Source organism: Bradyrhizobium sp. Ken51, from assembly GCF_055807435.1.
Window position 1 is genome coordinate 1 of record NZ_JBVVPB010000056.1, and the last position, 24,281, is coordinate 24,281.

At 59.7% G+C, this 24,281-nt stretch carries 15 protein-coding genes, 1 tRNA gene and 8 pseudogenes; 9 read left to right on the forward strand and 15 right to left on the reverse strand.

Annotation, left to right across the window (positions count from 1 at the left end):
- Positions 1–258, forward strand: a 258-nt coding sequence (locus AC0L27_RS39165; protein WP_473309117.1) for a hypothetical protein, incomplete at its 5' end; no start/stop codon positions are given.
- Between the two features lie 14 nt (positions 259–272).
- Here AC0L27_RS39165 and chpT read toward each other — a convergent pair.
- A complete protein-coding gene (gene chpT, locus AC0L27_RS39170; RefSeq protein WP_354066159.1) occupies positions 273–926 on the reverse strand; it encodes a histidine phosphotransferase ChpT in 654 nt (217 codons plus the stop codon).
- A 170-nt stretch (positions 927–1,096) separates the two neighbouring features.
- Between chpT and AC0L27_RS39175 the strand changes: the two genes are divergently transcribed.
- Entirely contained in the window at positions 1,097–1,924 is an 828-nt protein-coding gene (locus AC0L27_RS39175; RefSeq protein ID WP_354210462.1) for a 3'(2'),5'-bisphosphate nucleotidase CysQ family protein, read from the forward strand.
- 13 nt (positions 1,925–1,937) lie between these two features.
- Here AC0L27_RS39175 and AC0L27_RS39180 read toward each other — a convergent pair whose 3' ends face one another.
- On the reverse strand, positions 1,938–2,423 hold the full coding sequence (locus tag AC0L27_RS39180) for a YHS domain-containing (seleno)protein (RefSeq protein WP_354210463.1): 486 nt from the start codon (positions 2,421–2,423) through the stop codon (positions 1,938–1,940).
- A 139-nt stretch (positions 2,424–2,562) separates the two neighbouring features.
- Between AC0L27_RS39180 and AC0L27_RS39185 the strand changes: the two genes are divergently transcribed.
- From AC0L27_RS39185 to AC0L27_RS39195, 3 genes are all read left to right on the forward strand, one after another.
- Positions 2,563–3,168 (forward strand): DUF1134 domain-containing protein, encoded by a 606-nt coding sequence (locus AC0L27_RS39185; RefSeq protein WP_007606270.1) that lies wholly within the window; start codon positions 2,563–2,565, stop codon positions 3,166–3,168.
- A gap of 119 nt (positions 3,169–3,287) precedes the next feature.
- Entirely contained in the window at positions 3,288–4,586 is a 1,299-nt protein-coding gene (locus AC0L27_RS39190; RefSeq protein ID WP_354210464.1) for a coiled-coil domain-containing protein, read from the forward strand.
- Positions 4,587–4,743: 157 nt separating this feature from the next.
- Positions 4,744–4,818, forward strand: a tRNA-Val gene (locus AC0L27_RS39195).
- Between the two features lie 514 nt (positions 4,819–5,332).
- Here the strand turns inward: AC0L27_RS39195 and AC0L27_RS39200 are convergent.
- Together AC0L27_RS39200 and AC0L27_RS39205 are read right to left on the reverse strand one after the other, a co-directional pair.
- The gene (locus AC0L27_RS39200; RefSeq protein ID WP_473323286.1) at positions 5,333–7,801 is read right to left on the reverse strand and encodes a S8 family peptidase; all 2,469 of its coding nucleotides are present in this window, start codon (positions 7,799–7,801) and stop codon (positions 5,333–5,335) included.
- An 18-nt stretch (positions 7,802–7,819) separates the two neighbouring features.
- Positions 7,820–8,806 carry an AAA family ATPase gene (locus AC0L27_RS39205; protein ID WP_473323288.1) on the reverse strand — a complete coding sequence of 329 codons (987 nt, stop codon included), beginning with the start codon at positions 8,804–8,806 and terminating at the stop codon, positions 7,820–7,822.
- A 622-nt stretch (positions 8,807–9,428) separates the two neighbouring features.
- On the opposite strand from AC0L27_RS39205, the gene AC0L27_RS39210 reads away from it, so the two are divergent.
- The gene (locus AC0L27_RS39210) at positions 9,429–9,905 is read left to right on the forward strand and encodes an Lrp/AsnC family transcriptional regulator (RefSeq protein WP_369726157.1); all 477 of its coding nucleotides are present in this window, start codon (positions 9,429–9,431) and stop codon (positions 9,903–9,905) included.
- Positions 9,906–10,037: 132 nt separating this feature from the next.
- Here AC0L27_RS39210 and AC0L27_RS39215 read toward each other — a convergent pair whose 3' ends face one another.
- From AC0L27_RS39215 to AC0L27_RS39230, 4 genes and pseudogenes are all read right to left on the reverse strand, one after another.
- Complete coding sequence (locus AC0L27_RS39215; RefSeq protein WP_369726158.1) at positions 10,038–10,538, reverse strand: hypothetical protein; 501 nt, start codon at positions 10,536–10,538, stop codon at positions 10,038–10,040.
- Between the two features lie 322 nt (positions 10,539–10,860).
- A pseudogene (locus tag AC0L27_RS39220) lies at positions 10,861–11,265 on the reverse strand (hypothetical protein).
- 19 nt (positions 11,266–11,284) lie between these two features.
- Positions 11,285–11,485: a hypothetical protein gene (locus AC0L27_RS39225; RefSeq protein WP_369726159.1), complete on the reverse strand. Its 201-nt coding sequence runs from the start codon at positions 11,483–11,485 to the stop codon at positions 11,285–11,287.
- A 1,135-nt stretch (positions 11,486–12,620) separates the two neighbouring features.
- A complete protein-coding gene (locus AC0L27_RS39230) occupies positions 12,621–13,304 on the reverse strand; it encodes a TauD/TfdA dioxygenase family protein (protein WP_473323290.1) in 684 nt (227 codons plus the stop codon).
- 1,118 nt (positions 13,305–14,422) lie between these two features.
- Here AC0L27_RS39230 and AC0L27_RS39235 point away from each other — a divergent pair.
- A pseudogene (locus AC0L27_RS39235) lies at positions 14,423–14,716 on the forward strand (aldehyde dehydrogenase family protein); the annotation flags it as partial.
- 109 nt (positions 14,717–14,825) lie between these two features.
- On the opposite strand, the gene panC reads toward AC0L27_RS39235, so the two are convergent.
- The 7 genes and pseudogenes from panC to bioB all read right to left on the reverse strand — a co-directional run bounded on the left by panC (position 14,826) and on the right by bioB (position 22,271).
- Positions 14,826–15,674: a pantoate--beta-alanine ligase gene (gene panC / locus AC0L27_RS39240; RefSeq protein WP_473323292.1), complete on the reverse strand. Its 849-nt coding sequence runs from the start codon at positions 15,672–15,674 to the stop codon at positions 14,826–14,828.
- 9 nt (positions 15,675–15,683) lie between these two features.
- Positions 15,684–16,557, reverse strand: a pseudogene (gene panB, locus AC0L27_RS39245) (3-methyl-2-oxobutanoate hydroxymethyltransferase).
- A 1,230-nt stretch (positions 16,558–17,787) separates the two neighbouring features.
- A pseudogene (locus tag AC0L27_RS39250) lies at positions 17,788–18,980 on the reverse strand (adenosylmethionine--8-amino-7-oxononanoate transaminase).
- A 59-nt stretch (positions 18,981–19,039) separates the two neighbouring features.
- A pseudogene (bioD, locus tag AC0L27_RS39255) lies at positions 19,040–19,676 on the reverse strand (dethiobiotin synthase).
- Positions 19,673–20,816 (reverse strand): annotated as a pseudogene (locus AC0L27_RS39260) (8-amino-7-oxononanoate synthase). Before AC0L27_RS39260 ends, bioD begins: the two co-directional pseudogenes overlap by 4 nt.
- A 55-nt stretch (positions 20,817–20,871) precedes the next feature.
- Positions 20,872–21,225, reverse strand: a complete 354-nt coding sequence (gene panD / locus AC0L27_RS39265; protein ID WP_369726163.1) for an aspartate 1-decarboxylase — start codon at positions 21,223–21,225, stop codon at positions 20,872–20,874.
- 47 nt (positions 21,226–21,272) lie between these two features.
- Positions 21,273–22,271 carry a biotin synthase BioB gene (gene bioB / locus AC0L27_RS39270; RefSeq protein ID WP_473323299.1) on the reverse strand — a complete coding sequence of 333 codons (999 nt, stop codon included), beginning with the start codon at positions 22,269–22,271 and terminating at the stop codon, positions 21,273–21,275.
- A 283-nt stretch (positions 22,272–22,554) separates the two neighbouring features.
- Between bioB and AC0L27_RS39275 the strand changes: the two are divergent.
- Positions 22,555–23,195: pseudogene (locus AC0L27_RS39275) on the forward strand (GntR family transcriptional regulator).
- Positions 23,196–23,278: 83 nt separating this feature from the next.
- A pseudogene (locus AC0L27_RS39280) lies at positions 23,279–23,449 on the forward strand (Dabb family protein); the annotation flags it as partial.
- Positions 23,450–24,281 lie beyond the last annotated feature (832 nt).

Consider the following 24,281-nt stretch of genomic DNA (forward strand, 5'->3'; position numbering starts at 1 on the left):
CTTCACCAGCTGATTGTCCACGGTGTCCAGGCTCTCGCTGGTTTCCGTCAAAAACTCCCGCAACAGATCATCCATGAAAACAGGCCTTCATACAGGGAGGGCGCGCACACAAGACGTGATGCGCCAATTCGGAATGGGGCCAGCTTCACCGCAAAGCGTTTAATAATGGTTGAGTATGTGGAAAAGAACGGAATCAACAAAGAGATAAGGCGCTCCGGACAAGCCGAAGCGCCTCGTAAAGACTTGATTAACGTTTGAGAGCGGCGGCAGGTCTATGAAGCGATAATGGTGATGGCCTCGCCTTCGTGCGCGAGCCTCACGGTCAGCCCGCAGGCCTCTGCCAACAGCCGCGTATAATAAGGCTGGATCGCATGTGCATCCGCAGCCGGGCCGCGCTCGCCGCTCAGGAGCTCGGCGATGTTCTGCGGCAGGCGCGCATTATGTCCGGTCGCGGTGATGCGGAAACTCATCGTCTCGCCCTCGCCGATAGGATCGATCGTCAGCGTGCCGCCGCGCGGGATCGTGTGCTGCGAAACGACCAGCATGTTGAGCAATAGCTTGACGCGATTCTTCGGCAGCAGGATCCGCGGCAGATTCCAGGTGATCGAGCACTTGCCGTCCTCGATGTGGCCGCGCGCCATGGTCTGGGCGTCGCCGAGATCGATCTGCGCGCCGGACGAGCCGGCCGCACCAAAGGCGAGGCGGCAGAACTGGAGGCGGGCGGAGGCGGTCTTCGCGCTCTTGCGAATCAGGTCGAGTGCGAACTCGCGGTCGTCGGGCTTGGGATCGTCGTCGAGCACTTCGAGCCCATTGACGATGGCGCCGACAGGGCTGATGAGATCGTGGCAGACCCGCGAGCACAGCAGCGCAGCGAGTTCGAGCGCATCTGGAGCGGTGGCGGTAGCGGGTGACGAAGCGTCAGACATAAAGGGTTCCTGGAATTGCACGGCGCGGACGCGGCGAATCAAGCATGCTTGACGAATGCTGCTGGTTCTAACATTCGCAAGCCCGTGGCAGCTAGCTTGCGATCGGTTCGAAGCGGCCCTAATGCCGCGGCGAATCACTGAGTAGGGATGGAATTGCCGATGAATGAGGCATGCAGGTGAAGCGGATCATCGACGGCGCGGCCGCCTCCCACCTGATGGAGCCGCTCACCGCGCTGGTGGTGAAGGCGGGCGAAGCCATCCTCGCGGTCAACCGCACGGCGATGCGGGTCGACGGCAAGCAGGACGGCTCACCGGTGACCGAGGCCGACCTTGCCGCCGACCGCATCATTGCGGACGGCCTGGCGCAGCTTGCGGGCCACATCCCGACGCTCTCGGAAGAGCGGACCCAGCTCGCCTCGCCGCCATTCCGCGACAGCTTCTTCCTGATCGACCCGCTCGACGGCACCAAGGAGTTCGTCGCCGGGCGCGACGAGTTCACCGTCAACCTTGCACTCGTGACATCGGGCGTGCCGCTGCTGGGCATTGTCAGCGCGCCCGCACTCGGGCTGCTCTGGCGCGGCATCGTCGGCCGCGGCGCCGAGCGGGTCAGGTTCGACGGCGCGACCATCGGCGCTGCCGAGCCGATCCATACCCGCAAGCTGCCGCCCCTAGGCGAACCCTGGATCGCCGCGGTGAGCCGCTCGCATGGAGATCCCAGAACCGAGGCGTTCATCGATCACCGCGCCAACGCCGTCAGGAAGACGGTCGGCTCGGCCGTGAAATTCGGCCGGATCGCGGAAGGCAGTGCCGACATCTATCCCCGCTTCGGGCCCACCTGTGAATGGGACGTCGGGGCCGGCTACGCGGTCGTGACCGCCGCCGGCGGCAGCGTGACCGACGGCAAGGGCGGCGCACTCCGCTTCGGCGAGCGGCACGACGTCGGCTTCATCATCCCGGAGTTCATCGCTTGGGGTGACCCGCAGGCGGCAAGACTCTGAAATCGTAAAGACGCTACTGGCTGAGCTTGTCCTGGAGGGCCGGCCAGCGCTTGCCCACCTCATAGAGGAAGCGCTCGGGATTGGCGGCGAAGGCGTCGCGATTGGCTTCCCGGCTGAACAGATAGAGCCGCTGCGACGCGATCGTGAAGAAACGGGGGTTGGCCGCGATGGTGACGCCGCGGGCGATATCGACCGGATCGTAGCCGCCGAACTGCGGGCCGTAGACTTCGGGATGGGCCAGGAAAGAGGCCCGGTTGCCCTCGTTCCGAAAGCGCCAGACTGCGGCCCACAGGTTCGCCTCGAACTCGGCCGTCCCCTGCACGGCCGCGCCATCGACGAAATAGGCCACGGGGTCGAAGCCCTCGATCGCCACGCCGCTGAAGCGGTTGACGACGATCCGCTCAGTGGTGGCCGCTTGCGCCGGCAACCCCATGCAGAGGATCCAAATGCCCGACAGCATGCAGACCAGAAGGCCGATCAAGGCAATTCCGGGGCGCAAAGGGCTGGCTTCCTGCCGTTGTGCCGTCATAGTTGCTGCGGATAACATCCGAGTCGAGGGGACATCCGGCGCAACCTAGAGCCGCGCCTGTTGGCGCCAGGTTAAGGAAGCGACCGGATTCGATACCAGGGGTTCTTTTATGACTTTCGCATCACGCCTTGCCGCAGTCGCGCTTGCCGCGATGGTCGGGTGGATCATTCCGGCTTCCGCCCAGCAGCCGCCGCCGCCCGATTTGCCGCCGCCGCAGCGGACCCCGACGCCCAGCACCTATGGGCCGGACGAACTCGTGAACGCCGGCCACCGCTTCTTCGGCAACGTCTCGCGCGGTCTCGCCTCGATCATCGAGAAGGCGGTCAGCCAATGGGGCCTGCCCAACGGCTATATCCTCGGTGAGGAAGGGTCCGGCGCTTTCGTCGCCGGCCTGCGCTACGGCGAAGGCACGCTCTACACCAAGAACGCCGGTGACCTCAGAGTCTACTGGCAGGGTCCGTCGCTCGGCTTCGACTGGGGTGGCGACGGCGCGCGTACCATGACGCTGGTCTATAATCTGCCCGCCACCAACGCTATCTACCAGCGCTTCGCCGGCCTCGACGGCTCGGCCTACATCATCGGCGGCTTCGGCATGACGGCGCTCACCGCCAACAACATCGTGCTGGTGCCGATCCGCTCGGGCCTCGGCCTGCGGCTGGGAGCCAATATCGGCTATTTGAAATTCACCCCGCGCGCGACCTGGAACCCGTTCTAGCGTCCCGCTTCCCCCTCCGGCGACGGATCAAGGTTAACGACATGTCGGGGCTGGCTTTTTGCCGGCCCCGCATGCAATGTCCTTGGTAAATTTTTCCTTAGCTTTGGGAGTTCTGGCCCATGGTCGAACCGATCATGTACCTGGCGATCGGTTTCCTGCTCTCGATGCTGTGCGGTCTTGCGATCGTGCCGCTGGTGCATAACCGCGCCGTGCGCCTGACCACGCGCCTGCTCGAAGCCGCCACGCCGTTGTCGATGGCCGAGATCCAGGCCGACAAGGACCAGCTCCGCGCCGAGTTCGCCATGTCGGCGCGACGGCTCGAGATGAGCGTCGACCAGCTCAAGAACAAGACCACGAGCCAGCTCGCCGAGCTCGGCAAGAAGAGCGACGCCATCAACCGCATGAAGATCGAGCTCGGCGAGAAGAACGCCACGATCTTCGCGCTCGAAGCGCGCGAGAAGGCGGTGAAGGAGCAGCTCCGCGCCACCGAAGAGGAATTCAACACCAAGACCGCAGCCCTGCGCGCGGCCGAGCTCGCGCTGACCGACAAGCAGGGCGAACTCGCAAAGATCAATTCCGAACTGTCCGACCGCTCGATGATGGCGGAGAGCCGCCAGGTCGAGCTGGTTGTGGTACGTGCGCAGATCGAGGAGCTGAAGAACCGCGTCGGCGACGCCGAAAAGGAATTTGCCGCGACGCAGGCGCGGCTGGCGCAGGAGCGTACCGAATCCGAGACCGCCTCCCGTGAGCTCGGCGACGCCCGCGGCCGCGTCGAGAATCTGAGCCAGCGCGTCACCGACCTAGATCGCCAGCTCATGTTGCAGGTGAAAGAGGCCGAGATGCTGTCGGGTCGCGTCGGCGATCTCGAGGGACGCCTTGCCACGCAGGGCAAGCTGCTCGCCGAGCGCGACTATGAGAACAACCAGCTCCGCCAGGCCAACGAGGGCAACGAGCGCACCATCAAGGAGCTGCGCGTCGAGATCGCGGCCTTGAGCGGCGGCAAATCGTCGGCCGCGATGGACTCGATCCGCGCGGAAAAGGCCGCGCTGGAGGAGCAGCTCCGTACCGCCCGCGACGAGCGCGCCAAGCTGCAGCGCGACATCAACGCGATCCAGCAACAGGCCGAGAGCTCCTGGGCGACCGAGCGGATGGAGAACGCGCTGCTGCGCGAACGCATCAACGACATCGCCGCCGAGGTGGCCAAGCTCGCGATGCAGCTCGAAGGCCCGAACTCGCCGATCGAAGCCCTGCTCGCGGCCGAGGCCGGCCAGCCGCCGAGGCCGGCGCCGCGCCCGGCCAACGACGCCCCGACCAACGGCGCGGCCGCAGGCACCCTGCCCGAAGGTGGCGGAACACTGGCCGAACGCATCCGCGCGCTCCAGGCCCACGCCTCCCGCGCCCGCCAGCAGGGCGCGTAGGCGGCCCCAAAACGGTCTCGCCGCCGCATTGCGGGTCCGGGGGAAGGTTTTCCGGCCCGGGCAGCGCCTCGAAACTTGACACCTTCGGCCCGCACTTCTAAATCGCGGGCTCCAAAGCGCCGGCGGCCGAAACTCGGGTCGCCTGCATGATGGTTTCGGGTGCATAGCTCAGCGGGAGAGCGTTCCCTTCACACGGGAGAGGTCCAAGGTTCGATCCCTTGTGCGCCCACCATTAGCACCGCATGATCAGCGACTTACAGAATTCGCTCCCTGCAGGTGTGCCCCAGAAAAGCCAGGGCACAACGGGGGCACTCGGCTCCGCAGCACGAAAATCACCTGCGCCATCGTGCTACCCTCACCGCCTCCGATCACCAGATTTTGGCTGAACACACGACCCTTGTCCGTCGAGCGGATCGTAGAGCGATAAAGGAGTTCTGGAGCTAGAAGAGGTCGCTTTTGTATGGCCGCGGGTCGCGAGCGGTCCGGTGACCATGTTGAGGAAGGAGATGAGCAACGACAAAATCATGCGCGGACAATGCGGACAATGGAGAGCCCCCTACATAGTGGACGCAATGTTTGGGGAGCACCTGGAATGTTGTCGGCCCAAACGTTGCGATTAGCCCATCAACAGGCTCCCTTTTTGGCTTACAGCAAATCGAACCGAGGTGCGGGTCGGCTTGGACCAACTTGACTGCCGGAGGTGTCCGATCGTATCGAGTGGAAGCTTTTGCTGCGGAGAATTCCGATCAGACTTCGATCTCGCTGGCGACAGCGACCGCATTCTCAACTGGCGTGAAGATGTCCACATTTGCCCCCGGAGCTCTGATCGTCACGATCAGCGCATAGCGGGCAGTCCCGTCAAATCGCTCCAGATAGGGCTTTTCTTTCCACCAACCTCCGACCGGAAAGACGCCAATGGCATCACGCTCGGCGAGGTCAGCTGCGCTCCCAGACCAAAAATCGGAATGCACGGATCCATTGTCGCGAAATGTTCCGAGCAGCCAATCCTCGCCTCCACCTGGAGGCGCTCCCTGCTCCTCGTCGCGTGCCGCCTGATTAATGCGGGCTCTGAACTCGTCGATCGTCTCGGTCCCCCATTTCACGCGGAAGCGAAGACCGTGCGAGGCGTACCGATTTCGTCTTGTCCACCCACGCTCTCCAGGGTTGGGTTCGATGAAATAGGATAAAGTCGCTCGTAGCTCTACCTGCGCGGCCCCAAGTGCGGCCAGCTGCTCCTTCGGCCAAGGCAGGCGATGGAGTTTCATGTCGCGGGTCTTGGCAGCCGCACTCCCCTCTCGCTGAAACGGATTAAGTTCATCTTCGACGATGAGCGTTAAATCGTTCACTGTCGAAAGGAGCGCCCGGTCAAGATCTGGAACTCCATAACCATAGCGACGTACGAGCGCCTGTAATTGCCCCTTTACACCGTTGCATGCGTCGATTCGAGCGCGCATCTGTGGGGTCCAGTCAGCCGAATGCACAATCAAAGCCCTGACCGTTTCTGGCCAGAGGCCCGGGCGCGCGACCAAAATTTGTCCCGCCAGCCGGGCGGCATGGGCGGTGGCCGCGCTCGTGTCGCCAAGGGTTGTGAAGTGACGTAGCTCGGGGCGGAAATAAGTCGTGAGGATTTGCAGATCGTCAATCGGTTCGCCGGGGAGGACTCCGTCATGCGCGAGGTTGCCCCCTTCGAACACGACGTCGGGCTTCACAGGCCATTGCCGGTCCCAAACAACAGAAGTCCTGCTGCGCGGCGATAGCTCGCCCGCCGGTGCGACCGGTGCGTAGCCGGCGAACTCAGGATCGATGATATCCACTTTCTCAGTGTAAGCACCAACCGTCAGCGCATTCCACGCCTGTGCCGGATCCTCAACGCCTTCAACATCATTGCGTGTGAGATGGTCAGCCGGCGTCAAATCCTCGGCGATATTTCCTGCGGACAGAATGATTAGGCGCCGCTGCTCCTGCTCAAAACAAAGTTGGTCGATCGCCGCTGACCACGATGTCGGTCGACCGCGCGCAGGATTTGAACTGGTAACTGCCATTGCAATGGCGCGGCGACGGGTCGGCGCCTGAATTTCGGCTCGAGCAATTGCCTCTCCGGTGATCGCACCATAGAGCTCGGGATCGTTCGCCTCCTCCTCGGGCGGCAAAATGCGCACGCTCTCGAGCCGATAAGACAAGGCAATTGGATCATTTCCGGCGAGGACGGGGACAAGGTCGCCGTAGAGTCCAACACCGGCCATTCGCGTCCCATGACCTCGCCACGCCGGGGTGTCGTCGCTGCCCCAGTCGGGCTTGATTGTGTGACAGTCTTCGGCGGCAAGCGCAGGTTCGATCAAGGGGTGAGTTCGACGCACCCCGCTGTCGAGAACACAGACAGCGACATCGTTGCGCGGCGGTGTCACGCGGTGGAGCAGTTCACCGCTCCAATCGCGCTGCTCTGCGCCCCCGAGCCCCATGAAGAAAGACGGTGTATCCTTCGCGCGCCGCAACTCGGCCACGACGTCGCTGTGAGCCACAAGCCGGTCCAGCGTTGCTACGGTCGCAAGCGCAAGCATGACCTCTCGCTCGGGAAATTTGACCGCATGTGCGCGCAGGGTGACATTCAGCGCTTGGGCGATGCGCTCGAAATTTTCCCGACGCCCCCTGCGCAGCCAGATCTCCCACCAGACCTCTTCATTGGGTAGCTGCGGAAAGAGCGCGTCATCGTCGGTGTAGAGCGAACGTGCTGTAGCCAGCCGGATAGTGTCAATCCGCGACACCAACGGCTCATTCCGCGGGCTGCCCTTCTTGGTGTCGGAGTCGCGATAGGCCTCGACTTTTCGCAGATAGTAGTTCTCAGCCTGTTGTGGCACGAAGACCGAAGCGCGGAGCGGCTCACCTTCTCTTATGGGATCATGGACCGCGACAACTTCCATCTTTTGTCGTCGATCGGCCAATTGATCCAGGGCGATGCGCTCGCGCGCCGGCAATTCGATATCAAAGTATGACCCTGCTAGCCCTACGGCGAGGTTGAGATCGCGAGCGGCGATCTGCGCTCGAGCCGCCTGAATTGCCTGTCCAACAGCCTGGACCAACGCCGCTGCATGGCCTGCACGATCGCGTTCAGGCACCGCGGGCGGTTCGATTTTCTGCTTGGGTCGCCGATAAGGCTCTCGAACACCGTTGCCGCGAAGATGGATGTGGGGTCGATCCCGAGGAAAATCGTCTGCCATTATTACCTGTACTGTCGCTTACTCAGACAGCGAGGCCCGCCGGCGTTCCATCAGCGCTTGACTGAGCGCCTCTGATGTTATGCGTTTCCCGCCCTGCAAGAGTATCGCTTTAGCCGCATCGTCCGCAGCTCTTACAATTTCCGCCTGAGATAAATTATGGGCCTGCTCGACGGCATGCTTCCAGGCGATTCCGCGCGTGTCGAAGCGATCGAGGCGCGCTTGCAGCAAGGCTTCAGCCAAGTTCGAATCAGGCAACGCGTATTCAATAACGTCGTCAAATCGACGAAAGAGCGCCCTGTCCAATAGCTCGGGATGGTTGGTCGCAGAAACGACGAGGCCGTGGCTTTCATCCTGCTCCAGAAATTGCAGGAAAGAGTTCAAGACACGGCGAATTTCGCCGACGTCCTGTCGCTCCCCGCGCCGGGCACCAATAGCATCGAACTCGTCGAAAAAGTAGACCCCGCGTGTTGCCTGCATAGCGTCGAAGACCAGCCGTAGCTTTCCGGCCGTCTCGCCCATGTATTTCGTGATCAGGCCATCTAGGACGACGGTGAACAATGGGAGATGGAGTTCGCCCGCCAGGGCGGCAGCCGTCATGGTCTTGCCCGAACCAGGCGGTCCCACCAGCAGCAGTTTGCGACGTGGCTTCAGACCGTGCTGGCGCAAATTCTGCTGCTGCCGCTGCTCAGTCAGCACGCGTTCGAGCCGATGTCGCAATTCGTCCGGCAGTACCATGTCGGTCAGACGCAGGTCCGGATAACCGGCGTGCAGCACCCCAGCCAATTCGCCTTTAGGCTGCACTAACGGAACGGGGCGCGCCGTCTTGATCATTGCAGCGTCGCTTGTTTTGGCCTGGTCAATCAGCTCTTTGAGTTCCTGCGCCAGCTTCCCATGCCCCTGCCGCGCCTCATGCGCGGCAAGCTGCATTGCGGTCGCGAGGAAACGCTCACCGTCGCCGGCAATGTGGCTCTTCAGCAAACTAACAATATGGCGAGCGGTCGACATGGTCTTCAGTATGATCCTATCAACGCCGGCTGGTTGCGTTTGCCTGCGTGATCCACCTTGACGTCTTAGCAAGCGATTGTACCGCGAATTCGTGTCTATTCCATTGCGATTCCTCAGAAATGGGGCTGCAGGCACATTTTTGTACGATTTCCTACGGCACGGCAGCGGTGGATATCTCGCCTCCCTACTCTGCGGGTGCAGTTCCGCTGGGCTGCGAAATCACTGAGTTCAGCGGGCTAAACCCTGGCAAACTGGTCAAAAGATATTCGCTGGTCTAGCGCGGATTGTCGCGCTCTGACCGCGATGCTGGCGGTCTGCTCGTTGCACCAGAGCGCCGAATTGGGAGTTGAATGCCTCAGCTTGGGATTGCCTCATGCGCATTGCGGCGCTGCAAGTAGCTCATCGCCCCTTCGCTGCAGGCGCACAGCCGCAGAGCTTCAAAGCAGTAGCTGTTATCGTCGCCTTATCGTCTCCCGCGATGCCGGCAAGGTGGCTCGCTGAGCGAAGGGGTGTCCGTAAGCGGTCATTGTTGAAAACATAGCGGGATGTGCTAATCTCGGGCGATTTCCTGCGCCGCGAACGGATATCGCGGTGAAATTCGCCTCAAGATTGAGGTCCGATTATGCAGTACGATCGGATTGATGCCCGCATCCTCGAGATCGTGCAAAAAAACAATCGTATCACTTCCGAAGCAGTCGGCGACCTGGCCGGACTTTCTGCCACCGCGTGTCAGCGGCGACTGAAGAAGCTCCGTTCTGATGGGATCATTGAGGCTGATATCTCGATTGTTTCGCCGAAGGCGGTAGGCAGACCCATTCAGATGCTTGTGCTTGTTAGTCTGGAGCGCGAACGGGCTGATATAATCGACAAGTTTAAGAAGGCCGTTAAATCGTCAGTTGAGGTCGTCAACGGCTTCTACGTAACTGGGGAAGCGGACTTTGTCCTATACATTACCGCCCGCACCATGGAGGATTATGAGGAGTTCACGCGGAAATTTTTCTATGTGAACCCTGACATAAAAGGCTTTAAGACGATGGTCGTGTTGGATCGCATAAAAGCGGGCTTTGCCGTACCGATCGAGGTTCCCTCCGAAGATTGACCGCGGGTTCAGGTCGACCGCAGATCGCTACGACTATCTTTGTTCGCCAGTGCACGTCTGCGGGACTGAAGGGCAGCAAATTGAGACGCGCCCACGACAAGGCCGTTGCCTCCATCAACGCTGGTCGGAGTTTCACTCGGGGGCGAGCGGCACGCCCCCGACCGAGACGGGCCCTTCCGGTTTGGGCGGCTGGATCACTCTCTTTACCGGCCTCAAGACGGGATGGGGTGCAGGCGGCGGAGGAGTCGGGGGCACAGTCATGGCGAGGGGTAAATTCTGCAGAGACACGATGTTCGCGGTCAGCGCCTCGATCTGATCCGCCATCCGTGTCAAATCGGCCTGCTGCGCACCGATACTGCGATTGAGCTCTGCCATCTCTTCAATCGCTTGCCGTTGCCCCGATCGAATCTCTGAGAGAGTTTCCCTATCTTCAGGTGATAAACTCGGCACAGGCACCGGTTCATGCGCCGATAACGTCGCGAAAGCTGTTTCGATGTTACTCCAACAATAAGCTACGCCGGCGCACAGAGCGATGGAGACGGCTACGAGCGCGAGACTCCAAGAAAAACGTCTTGAGGATTTGTGCAGGACGGGTGGCAGCTCCGAGGCGTTCACTTGCTCAATCACATCCATGATCCCCAGCTTCTCATTCTGACCTATTGGGTTTTCTCGTTGACCTGAGAGGGGGCAAGGGTCAAGAGCGCGGCCGCAGACAGCACAGTTTTACGCAACTTTGTCGTCACTCGCCGCTCTTCAGTGCTGTGACAGCGGGGCGCAGCGACTCGTCCGAGAATTTTGAGCCAGGGCTTCTGCCCGCGGACCTTCTCTCTGCACCGGACGCGCTGCTGGATAGCAGCGAGACAATGTTGCTCGCGGGGAGCCGCGTGCGTTGCGTTGTGCCCAGTTTAGGCAGCTGCGATATCAGCAATCGACGGTGGCGTTCCGCAGAGCAGCCTTACTGAATCCCGCCCGCAATCCGTTCGCCGGCGGCGCGGCGGCACTGGCGGCGTTCGTTCCGCCGCCACCATTTGCTCCGGGGGCCTGAGTACTAGCACTGACGGAGCGGTTGACTGGCTAGGAGCCTCTTCGGTCAGAGGCTCTGGACGGCGCGAGCGGGCGTCCATGAACTCCAGAACTTCCCGTCCCTTGCCGATGATGCGCCACCCGCCAGTTAGGCGCTCGACCAATTTCTGCGAGAAGATATCCAGATCCGGCACATGCGCGGCCATCGCTTGGTGCGATCGGTCCAGTCGTATCCGCTGGTCGCAAGTATTGCCATGTCGCGTTTGATATCCGCCATCACTGCGAAGCCGTCCGGATAGCTTACCAGGATCTTCAGAACTGTGACCTGGAAATTCACGTCCACGCGCCTTTCGCGACTATCGCCACATCGTTGGCGCCTCCATGAGAGCCTCACGTGCGATTTGCTTGAGCCGCTCGGGCGACGTGTCGCCTCGGCTGGCTGCTTGTAGAATTTTTGAGGCAACATGAGCACGGGCGCCCGTATCGTTAGTGGAAATGTGAACGCAGACCTCATCAAGGACGGCGCGCAGAAGTGCGGTGGTTGCAGGATCAAGCATAGGACCCCCGAGGGAAAACCTATCGTAGCGAAATCATACGGTCCACAATTCAAGAATGTTAAAGCTTGCAAACGTCATAGAGAGTCTAATTTCAATCTTCGCAGTTGGCAAACCCGGAAAATGCTCACGCGCTGCAGGGCAGCTTTTCCTAGATCGACTCTACTGAAACTTTCCGCCGAGCCCGTGGGGCTCGCCGGGCCCGGTACTTCCGCTCGCACCATCCAGAATGAGCGTGTGGATTGACGCATAACAACTGAAGTGTGGCCAGACGGTGCCTCTGACTGGAAGGCATGAGAACTAAGAGGCCCCGTCGAGCGGAGGTTGGCCATTTAGACCTGCGTCCTCCCCCAAAGCATCCGGTGGATCGGACCTGTTTTCCAAGCACGTCTTCGCTGCCGACGAATTTACCTGCGTCACAAATCCACCGTTTGCGGTGGCGAACGAGGCGGCAGAGCCGACGCCGGTCGGCCCTCCATCCTTCATCGCTTCGTAACGCGACGTCATAGCAGCCCTCTTCTCAACATAACGATGTCTTGCCTAGTCTCTGAGAACAACAAGGGGGCCACGCGCGAGCTCTGCACGTCGGCAGCCGGGCTATGCTGGCCTTCTCGCCAGGTTCGGTCGCAAGTACAGGAATGGCCTCATGGTGCGATCCCGACCACAGGTTGGAGATCCGCGACCGACACATTTCTGTGTCGCCTTGTTGCGTTCCTCTATTATCGTGAAAAGCAATGCAGACTCTGTAGCCATGATTTTCTCAACAAACCGCCCCGGTCCGTCTCAAACAATTAGTATCGGGGCTAGGAAGTTGTATTTTGCCTATTTCCTCCAAAAAGAGCAGCAATTGTGCGTTCAAGAGCCAAAGTCTGACGTAGCTCGTCAGAAGGGAAACCGTCTGCGTGAGTGATTGTCTTGAATGATTTGCCTTGGCAAAGCAGGCGCTACCGACGAATGTACACCACCGATCCCGGGACGCTCCTGCGCGAACGGGCGGATCGGCGGCAGCACCCTCGTCGCGAGCGCGAAGAGGGGCTTGATTGTTTTGGCTGCGCGACGAGCCATAGTATCAACTCGAGAGAGCATCGCTTTGCTCCGGCATCGGAGTTCGACTCCAGCAGATCCGGAACCGGCCGAATCAGGCAGCCCTGGCTGCCTGAGGCCCTGGTGCGTTCCCGCGCCGGCGGCCGCGACCAGTCGACAGATCGCGAGCGAGATTGTCGCGACTCGTTGCGCCATTCTGCTTGTCATCGATCGCATAGTACTGGGCCGCACGATTGTCCCAAATGGCGATGTCTCCGAGCTTCCACTTCCACCGAACCGCATTTTCCGGCGCAGTGATATAGGACTGGAGCAGACGAAAGAGCTTCTGGCCGGTATCCTCCTGCAGTCCGACGAAATGGGCTGCGAAATCGCCGAGTGCGAGAATGCGCTCACCCGTCTCGGGCTGGATTCGAACCACCGGGCGGCCGATTTCACGTCTCGTTTGAACGACCCCTTCGTCCGGAGACTTCGTGTTTGCCTCCGCAGCTCTTGACACTCCCGCTTCCGAAAAATCATTGCCATAAGTGGCCCATAGGTCGTCAACCAGCTTACGCAGCGGCAGCGGAAGGTCGAGATATGCGGCTCGCATGTTCGACCAGGCCGCCTCACGGCCACCGGGCGCGATCGCCGCCGACCGTTGAAGGGAGAGTCCTGAAGCGACGTGGGCGGTGATAGTTGTGGACGAATCGCCATCTGAACCAATGGCCTGGCCGAGCATAGCCAACAAGCGCTCGTGCCCAAGGTGATCAAGATGCTTCTGGTCACGAAAGAAGATCACCTTGTGCTCACGCACGAGTTGGCGGATGGCGCAGAGAACGTCCTGAGAGATTTTGGCAGAAGTCTGACGTTCACTATCTCGGCACCAAGCCGAGGCGAGAGCGCTATGATGTTCGCCCGCGGATTAAACGTGTCAACGATTGGCGCAGTTCGCATGTTTTATCCTCATCCTATGATCCAGTAGACAACACTCCGCGATCTCCGATCGCTTGAGCGATCGTCGAGTCGGCGTTTCCAGGTCCAATCGGAATAAGTATCTTTTCCGAGCAACGCCGCCCGGAGTTTATTGGGGCATGATGCCTTCGCTCTGACGTCGAAAATGTAAGACCCATCTTTGCCTAGTCAATGAAACGAATTCGTTTTTGTTTCTGATGACGTGCAATGTTTCCTTCACGACCGTTGCTGTCGGTGCAATATCTGTTTGGACCAGCGCGGAAGCTGCGCCGACGATATTCATTTCTTCCTGGGTTTGACTGTCTCCGGCGTAACGATCTCCGCCCCACACGATCTGAGCTACCGATAAACTGATACAGATTCATGACGAGAGCACAGGCAGTCTCATCAAGTTGAACGTCAAGGCGATCACTTCGTCCGGTCGGAGCCAAAGACACGCCGTCACGCGCTGAATCGGTCGTGGCCCTTGGCACTCGCGGGATCTTTATTCTTGCGGCGCCGGCAAGCCGGTTCGTCACGAATCGAACTCAGTCAAGACCAGCGCTGCATTACCCCACGCCGAAAAAACCGAAAGCAACTCCACTGGGGGCGGATCCGGGAATACACGAGCGACGTGTCCGATGCGGCCGACCAACAGCGCTCGAAATTCGAACAAGTAGCAGTTGCTGCGACCCCGGGAACATTTGCGCATAAAAACTGCAGCATATCGCGGCGAACGCAGCCAATGATCCGAAAGAAATGATTATCCGATGTCCGCTTGCACGATTTGACGACGTTTCGTGCAGGATTGGAGTGCCAGGGAGTTCATTTACTCGCTGGGCTCCTATTCAGTGCCCTTCGGGGCGTTTTCCTCCCTGACTCGGCCGCGCGGTTTCTCGCGCGGCCTTTTTTCGCCAGTTTCGGAAGACCGGATAGCTCGGATTCGACAGCCTTAGGAGTAACGCGATGACCCCGACCGCCTCCGCACAAGTCAAGCAAGGCTCGTCGAACCTGCGCGACCGCCTGAAAGACCCATTGCTTCTGCGGGAGGCCTGCTACATTGATGGCGCTTGGGTCGGCTCACCTGCCCTTGCCGTAAATAACCCGGCAACCGGCATCGAGCTTGCCAAAGTGCCGCAGCTCTCCAGCCACGATTGCACGAGAGCGGTGGAGGCTGCTGAACGTGCCTTTCCCACATGGGCGAAGCTCACGGCTAAGCAACGCTCCGCCATTCTGCGCAAATGGTACTCTCTCCTGGTGAACGGGTCCGCTTTGTCGGCCATCGCGGCCTATAATCTGGGCTAGCGACTCACGACGTTGCCGTCCGCACCTCGCTTGCACCTAATTATCGGGAATCTAGGTGAGAATGTCACGTTGGTAGCGGCATTATGATATTGTCGATCAGCCGAGTTGAGCCGACATAGGCAGCAACGCACAGCAGCGCCGTACTCCTCAAAGGGCTGTCAGCAGGTTTAAGATCACCGCAATCGACTAGGTCGAGGTACTCTAGCCGATCAACGGCAGCCAAATGCTGTTTTGCGATCGCGAGCAGCCGGCCTACGTCTCGTTCTCCTGCTTGAAATTTTTCCGCCGCAGCGAATAAGCCGCGACTGACGGCGAGCGCCCGCTGACGCTCTTGCTGACTGAGATAACGATTGCGGCTACTCAGTGCCAGCCCATCGGCCTCCCGCACCGTCGGTATGGTGATGATCTCTATCGGCAGATCAAGATCAACAGTCATGCGGCGCACCACCGCGCATTGCTGAAAGTCCTTTTGTCCAAAAAATGCAACATCTGGCTGTACCATGTTGAACAGCTTGCAGACGACAGTCGCAACTCCACCGAAATGTCCCGGTCTAAAGGCTCCGCAGAGCGGCTTTGCGATCTCGCCGGGCTCAACGAAGGTCTCAAATCCAGCCGGATAGATTTCTGTTGTACCCGGCGCAAAGAGGATTCCGACTCCGGTATCTTGACATAATTGTTCATCGCGCAGGAAATCGCGAGGATAGGTGCCGAGATCCTCGTTTGGACCGAACTGGATAGGGTTCACGAAAATGCTCACGACGTTGACATCACACTGCGCTCTGCTCGCTTCGATCAGGGCCCGGTGTCCCTCGTGCAGATAGCCCATTGTGGGAACGAAGCCGCCCCGCTTGTTCGGCCTGCGAGTTTGGATTACTGCTTGCCGAAGCTCCGCGACCGTCCTGATGGTTTGCATCTGTAGCTCTTACGTCCGATTGGAAGGCGTCCATTGTGCGATCGGCTCGCCAAGGCCTCAGCAAGCCGGTAGGATTCGTCTGGGCTCGGATACGAACCCTCTCGCACATCGGCGACCCAGCGGGACAACGCGTCTTGCAAAAGCCCAAAGCCATCCGCATAAGTGCGAACGAATTTGGGGCGGTGACCTGCGGTCAGACCCAGGAGGTCATGGAATACGAGCACCTGGCCGGAACAGGAGGGGCCCGCGCCGATTCCGATCGTTGGAATCATCAGGGTTTCGGTCGCACGCGCTGCGAGATCGGCTGGGATACCTTCAAGGACACTAGGGCGAAGCATCCGGCTTCCTGCAAACTATGGGCGTCATCCAGCAAGCGCAGGGCTTCATCGGCCGTTCTCCCCTGCACCTTAAATCCGCCCATCACATTCACGCTCTGCGGGGTGAGGCCGAGATGACCCATCACGGGAATTTCGCAATCGGCCAAAGCACGGATCATTTCGACGCGCTTGGCTCCCCCTTCCAGCTTCACAGCGTCTGCGCCACGCTGCAGGAATCCGCCAGCGTTTCGGATCGTCTCCTCCGGGCTGAGGTGAAAGCTGAGGAATGGCATATCCGCCACAAGCAAGGCACGAGGCCTCGTGCGGGCCACTGCCTCCAGATGGTGGTTTATCATTGCCACGCTGACTGGGAGAGTGTTGTCGAACCCGAGACAGACGTTCCCAACGCTATCCCCCACTAGAAGGATATCAACGAGGGGATCGGCGATGCGCGCCGAAACGGCGTCGTAAGCAGTGGTCATCGCTACACGACGCCCCTCCCGCTTCCAGCGTCGTAAGACTGGAATGGTGACCCTTTCCGCGGTTGGAGAGGAAATGTGACCCATTCTTCAAATCCATGTCCTTCGATCACCCGTATTTCGGAATAAGCCTTCGCAAGGAGGCGCATCAAGCTGGTTGCGACGACTACGACCCAACGCATCCCAGGCTTGTTCGGGAGTCCCTTGAGCCGCACCAATTTCGCGAATGATGACGGCCTTTTCGACCAGCCGCGAAGCATGACGCGTTGTCAACCGGGTGGATGGTCCGTCGCCAACTTCACAGGGATGTGCCGGTGGTCTCTTGGTCCGCCGCAGGCAATGCCATTAGGCAAAACGGCATCCAAGCCAAGAAAAGCGGAAAAAAGAAGAGTGGCGCGACCGCGCCTTCGAGCGCTGTCGAGGGCGGCGCGTGGCCTGCTGTTCTACACGAGACGCGCCTGTGGACCTTGAAAGTGCTAAAATCGATGATTGTCGCCGACATCTCTTACCTGTTGCTTCTGTGCTGCTCTCAACCATGAGGACGAGTTGAGACCTGCTCGATTGTAGCTGTGATCACGTGCCGCCCGCGCGCGCTGCACGCGAGCGGTCGGCATCACATTGTTCTGGACGATGTCCTCAAAGGCCAGGGCTTCGCCCGCCACCGCGACCAGACGCCCGCGCGAACAGTTTTGCGCAACCTGCGCTCGAAATCCGCGCTATCAATTTCCATGCGTGATCCCGCACCTGAGCGAAGCGCCACAATCAAGCAAGTCGCTGCGAGCGTAACCATTTGAGATTGGCTACCTGCCGCGCCTTGAGGCGATTAACGCATTTTCTGGAGCAAAGAGCCGTTCGCCAATTGTAGTAGCGGACCAAGCCAAACTTTCCTCCGCAAATCGCGCAGCACCGGGCTGAACCGTGGCGGGAATTATCGGAGCCATTGCGCATTCTCGCCTCCTGTAGACGTTATGCCTTCGACACTTCAAACTGCTTACATCGCGCCCCGATTTGCTTCGAAGCGGCTGTGACAGGGGTGCAGCATGGTCCGCCCGATTGGGCTCGCATCACCGCTTCTCCCGCGTGGCTCGATGCGCCGTCGGCATGCTCCACTGGTCTCGCCAACTTTACTCCCCGGCGACTCCCGATTGTTGCAATTAACGGGTTTGCGACGAATAAATCCTGCTCTCTTCACCGCATCTTCAATGGATTTAGATCGATTGACCTCTATGGCGTATGTAAAGCCGCAAACCTTTCCGATCACCAGCACAAACCTCTGTGGCAGAACTCTCTGTTGCGGCTGAATTTAAGCGCACGTCATCAAGCCAGAAAATCGGCAGCTTCACTGATGCCGGCGTAGATTTCGTCAAGATCTGCCGCTGTCGCACAACAAGGGGGCATCACATAAATCGTATTTCCTAGCGGCCGCAGCAGCAGATTCCGGTCTCTGAACAGGCGCTGAAGCTTCGGACCAACGCTCGCGAGATAACCGCTATCAGCTGATTTCAGGTCGAGCGCTGTGATAGTCCCCGTCTGACGGACATTTTCAAACCGACAGTAAGTGCGGAAGGGCGCGATCGCGCGCTCCTGCATGTTCGCGACCGACCTTACGCGCGCGCTAGGCTCCTCGTCCCGCCAGAGCTCCAGATTAGCCTTTGCGGCTGCGCAAGCGATCTGATTGGCCGTATATGAACTCGAATGAAACAATGTGCGCGTACGATCTGTTGAGTAATGCGCATTGAATATATCGGCCCGGGCATAACGTCACGGCCAATGGCAAAGCTCCGCCCGTCAGTCCTTTTGAATAGCAGGCGATATCAGGCGTCACATTTGCCTGCTCGCAGGCAAATAGAGTACCGGTGCGGCCCCAGCCCGTCATCACCTCATCGGCAATGAACAGGACGCCCGAGGCTTCGCAAATTAGCTTCATCTCGTTGAGTACCCAACCCTGGTACATCAACATTCCGCCTGCTCCTAATATCAGTGGCTCAACGATGAAGCAGGCGAGGCTCTCGGTTCGACACGCAACCTCGAGGGCATCCAGCGTCGTCTGCTCACGGCCCCTTTTAGGAAATGGGACTACACTCACGTCGAACAGCAGGGACTCGTAGGCCGCGTTAAACACGCTACGGGCGCCGACCGACATCGCCCCAATGGTGTCGCCGTGATACGAGTGTTGCATCACCGCAACACGCGTACGCGGCTCGCCGATATTGAGCCAATAGCCGAGTGCCATCTTCAACGCGACCTCGACACTCGTGGAGCCGCTGTCGGAGAAAAACACGTAATCCAGTCCGCTAGGCGTGAATTTCAGAATCAGCGCGGCAACATCCTCGGCTGGTTCATGCGTATAGCCCGCGAAGATCACCTGATTGAGCTTGCTCGCCTGCTCCCGGATCGCGCGCACAATAATGACCATGCGTGACAACCCACCACGATGAAATTGCATCGATGATACGGCGACCATCATCGGTATAGAGGTAGGCGCCCTGACCGCGCAGCACCCGTGTCATCTCATCCTGAAGGGCGTGCTGGGTGAATGGATGCCAAATTGGCGAGCGCGTCTCTCACGTCATAAGGTCAGGAAATCATCGCGAAGAAACGACTCTCTAAAGGCGAGCTGGAGAGCTTCGGACGGTCAGGGGAGAAAGCCACGGCAGTCGCCCCAACCACCGCACCCGTCCAATCTCGCAGATCGCGCTCTCACTCTCCGGATTCCTTTCACCAATGAATGCAATCCCAAGAATGCGAATCTGCCGCTTTCGAAGCGCCTCTAGCGAGAGCAGCGAATGATTGATCGTGCCCAGTCGAGTGCTCGCGCACAGCACGATGGGAATCTGCCATTGCTCAAACACGTCGCTGAACAGTTTGCCGTAGCTCAGTGGCACCATCACGCCGCCAGCGCCCTCAATCACAAGCGGCCGCTCGCTCTTCTTCGGTAGCTTGGGCAACTCGGTATCGATCCGAATGCCTTCTAGTTCCGCCGAATGATGAGGCGAGGCCGGTGTTTGAAGCCGATAGAGCTCGGGAATGATTCGATCTGCGTCCAGACAGCCCAGTCGCTCGACAAGCTGCGCGTCCGTCTCTCCCTCCAGGCCTGCTTGAACCGGCTTCCAATAATTCGCCCCAAGACAATTGGCGAGCCCGGCTGAGAAGACCGTCTTACCGACGCCGGTATCCGTGCCCACCACAACGATCTGCCTACTCATCGCGCTTCACCTGTTGTCTCCTCGAACAAAGCGTCGAGCATTGCACGCACGTCATCCTCCACCACGTTGAGCGTCAGCGATATTCGCAGCCGAGCGGTCCCCTCCGGCACAGTAGGCGGGCGAATTCCGCGGATATCGAAGCCGCGCGCCTGCAGTCTTGACGCCAATTGCATCGTGCGCGCAGTATCGCCGACTAGATGTGGTACAATTTGTGATGCCGAAGGATTTCGCCAAGCCCGCAGACGCATTTCCGCGACCAAACTTGCCAGTCGTTCTTGAAGCTGCGGCTCCTGTTCAAGGACCAACAGCGCCTGCCGCACCGCTACGGCCACCAACGGGGAGGGCGCGGTCGCGAAGATGAAGGGACGACAACGGTTCACATGAAGTCGCGCAACACACCCGCGGCCGTCACAAGCGCGCCGGCGGCGCCCAGTGCTTTACCGCAGATGTGGAGGACCAGGAGATTTTCGCGTCCTGCATACGATGCTGCGAACCCTCTCCCATGGTCGCCGTACACACCGGTCGCATGGGCCTCGTCGACCAGCAAGAACGCGTCATATCGGTCGGCTATTCCAACCAGATCTTCGAGGGGCGCGAAATCGCCGTCCATGCTGTAGAGACTTTCGACAACGATCCACACGCGGCCGATTCCGCCTTGCGCCCCTCCAGCGACGAATGGTGTCTTCGATGATCTGCGGCTCGTTGTGGCGAGCCAGCTGGTAGCTCGCTCGGCCGGCGCGTGCCCCCTCATGGACACTGGCGTGCACGAGCGAATCCAGGACAAGCAGGTCGACCCGCTGCGGCAGCGTGGTCAGAATTGAGTAATTTGCGATGTAACCACTACTAAAGAAGAGAGATGTACCGGCTCGAAAAAACCGGGCTGCGTCCGGCTTCCAGAGCCTCGTGCTCCTCGCAATTGCCCCTCAGAAGCCGCGAGCCCCCTGCACCAAGGGGCGTTCCGCCCTCGAGCGCTGCGGTCACCGCCCTCTTGATGCGCGGCGCATTCGACAGCGCAAGATAGTCGTTCGAGGTGAAATCGATGCCCGCGCGCGGCTTTAGGCTCCGCAGCCGGTGGTCGCCCGCGAGGCTTTCCAGATCCGCGACGTAACTGTTTAATTTGAACCCGCAGACCGGCAGCATGCTAACTCTTGGAACCTTCGCGCAGTTTCAGCGGGACCGACAATGAGATATTTTGTCAACCCGACAAAATCCGGTTCTCCCGATCAACTCTCACGACACGCGGGCTGAACGTTCGCGCCTCGTTGTCGTTGAACGAGGCGTACGCCACGATGATGAGCTTGTCTCCTGGTATGGCCAGCCGTGCCGCAGCACCATTCAGTCCGACGACTCCCGAGCCTGCTGGCGCCTCGATGACGTAAGTGCCAAACCGCGCGCCGGTCTCGACGTTGTAAATCTCCACGTGCTCGTTAGCTACAAATCCCGCAGCGTCCAGCAAGCTGCGGTCGATCGAAATCGCGCCCTCGGGATGCAGATCGGCCTCGGTTACCGAGGCGCGATGGATCTTCCCCTTCATTAATGTAACGTGCATGTCCTACCTACGATGAAAATTCGTACCCGACCGGTTGCTGCTGTAGCTCACCGGGACAACCCAGAGGTGATACCAAGCCTGCTCAACAAGTTTGCGTCCCGATGAGCTTGCGGATTGTTCGTGGTCAACAGCATGTCACCAATGAAAATGGAATTAGCCCCGGCCAAAAAGCACAGCGCTTGCAGCTCATCGCTCATATACTGCCGCCCGGCCGACAGACGCATGACGCTCCTCGGCATCATGATCCGGGCGGTTGCGACCAGACGGATAGTCGCGATCGGATCTGGGCGCTTCGCAGTCGCGCTGACCGGAACGCCCTTCACCTCATTCCACAGGTTGATCGGCACGCTTTCCGGATGACCAGGCAGGTTGGCGAGCAACAGCAGCATCCCTATTCGATCTCCGATGTCCTCGCCCATCCCGACAATGCCGCCGCTGCAGATCTTGATGCCGGCCTCGCGAACGTGTGCCAGTGTGTCAATTCGGTCCTGCAGGCTTCGCGTGGTGATGATCCTGGCGTAGAACTCCGGCGAGGTGTCGACGTTGTGGTTGTAGAAATCGAGCCCGGCTTCGGCCAGCCGTTCCGCCTGTCGTATGTCCAACATGCCGAGCGTGACGCACGTTTCCAGTCCAAGAGCCTTGACCGCGGCCACCATGTCGCAAACCTGATCCAGATCGCGATCTTTCGGACTGCGCCAGGCAGCGGCCATGCAGAAGCGGCTCGCCCCAGCTGTCTTTGCAGCTTGAGCAGCAGCGACCACGTCGGACCGACCCATCAGGCGAGACGGTTGGACGCCTGCGTCGTAATGAGCGCTTTGCGAGCAATAACCGCAATCTTCCGGACAGCCGCCGGTCTTGATGCTCAGTAGGCTGGCGGTTTCGACGTGGTTTGCATCAAAATTCTCGCGATGAACGCTCTGCGCTTGAAACACCAGGTCGGCGAAAGGCAAGCTATACAGGCCTTCGACCTCTGCGCGCGTCCAATCAGTGCGAGCGGACTGACTGTCGCTGCCCGCTTCGGCTCCAGCTGCGACAGCGACTTTCATGAGGCTCACTTCTGTATCCAGCACCAGATTGGTAGATATTCGCCGATATTTATCGATAATCTCCAATCCGACTGATGCCGGCAGAGTTTGCGAGGAACAACCTTCGGCGAATGGGCTGGCCCAAAGTCTTGGTTCGGCGCGCGGTGAGCCACCGATCGCGCCACTTTAAGGCGAGCGCGCTGCGAAAAGACCGCGAAAGCGGGTCAAGCATTGCAGAAATCCTGCGCGACGAAGCGTCTCTCGCTCTTCCGGCGCTGCACCGGCAAATGATAGATAATCTTAAATGAACGAGAATACGACAATCGCTGAGCGCATCGCCGATGCGCTCGGGGAGCGGGTCATCAACGGGGCTCTGCGTCCGGACGCACCGCTGCGACAGGATCATGTCGCGCGGGAGTTCAGTTCGAGCCACGTTCCGGTACGCGAGGCATTTCGACAGCTCGAAGCCAAACATCTGGTTATCACCGTCCCGCGCCGCGGCGTGCGAGTGGCTTCACTGGATACCAAGTCCGTGAAGGAGATCGCCGAGATGCGGTCAGCGCTCGAGGTAGTCGCCCTACGCAATTCAGCCTCAAACCTCACGCCTCAAGGCTTGGCGTGATCGAGCTGGCTCTGAGCGATGCAGAGAACGCCCGTACCATTGAGGAGTTCGAGAGGGCCAACCGCGCGTTCCATCACGCGCTCGTCGCTCCCTGCGGGATGCCGCGACTGCTTGCGAGTGTTGATGGATTGCAGCTAGCGAATTCACGGTTGGTGTTCGCGATGGCCCGCAGCGGCGGCTGGCGACCACGATCAAATCAGGATCACCGCCTGATTTTACAGGCGCTGCGCGCGTGCAACATCGATCGAGCTTGCGATCTGCTCGCCCGCCATATTCAGACGATCGAGCGGCTTTCACTGTCCGCGTCCGCAGTACAGGAATGACTTTGAGCGCGAGCGATTCGATCGCTATAGCACCTCTCCGAAGACCGTTATCTCAGCTTCTTGCGGCATCAAACCAGGCTTCCATGATTCGTCACATCGTCCTGTTCAGCGCCAGAGAAGACGCCGCTATAGAGCAGATCATCGCGGGACTTTCCATTCTCACTCTAATTCCGCATGCACGCCGGCTCGAGATTGCCCGTAACCGCAAGAGCGACCAACTCGGTAACGATATCGACGTTGTCGTCTATGGAGAGTGCTTGATACTAGCGTAGGTTGCATTCGACTCCGCCAAGCTCGGTACGCGAAACACGTCGGCGGATTTTATCTGCGAAGGTGCCAGTTTAGAAAAGATCCTTCATCAAATTAATGAACCACTCGCCCTTCAACTCGGTGCGGCGCCTGTTGATGCGAGGCCAACTGTTCTGGCAGAACGAGTCGCGTTACCGTCCATTCCAGAGGGTGTGCTAAGTGCTCCCGCCAGCCGTGCACGAATTCAAATCGATGGGCGCGAACGTCGCCGACGGCATCGGCGGCCCCGCTGACTGCGATTTCGGATTTCAGTTCCAGATATTCGAGCGCTAGCGCGGAATGCTACCGGCTGTGTCAGCCGACAGTACCGCCCTGCTGGTGTCATTCCCGCATACGCGCGCGCATAGTGCACGGGTTCGTTCAACTTTTGGCGCGCTCATGAGCGTCGCCAACAGCAGGCATACGTCTGGCTAGTCCAATTAGGGCGCAGCGGCAGGCGCGCCGCAGGGCAGGATGGCGGCCTCCTGCAAGCGTCTGCTGATGTCGGCTACCGCGTGCACGCGGGACTCCGATATGCCGCTCGATGGCGTCGAAGCGAATTGTTGACGGTGCAGCCGCTTGGCACCCCCCGCGACTCCGGCCGGGAAAAAGGGACGCCGGGATAGAACCGGCGAGTTTGCACGTCACCTCGGGATTCAGCATCCTACAACTCAAACGGTCCGAGTTCAGGATAGGAACGCGTGTCTACAAAGACATTGACGGTCAGTTCAGAAACTTCACAGCGAGACGGCGCTCATCACGCCATACAACGGAGCAATCAATATCCAAGCCAGCACC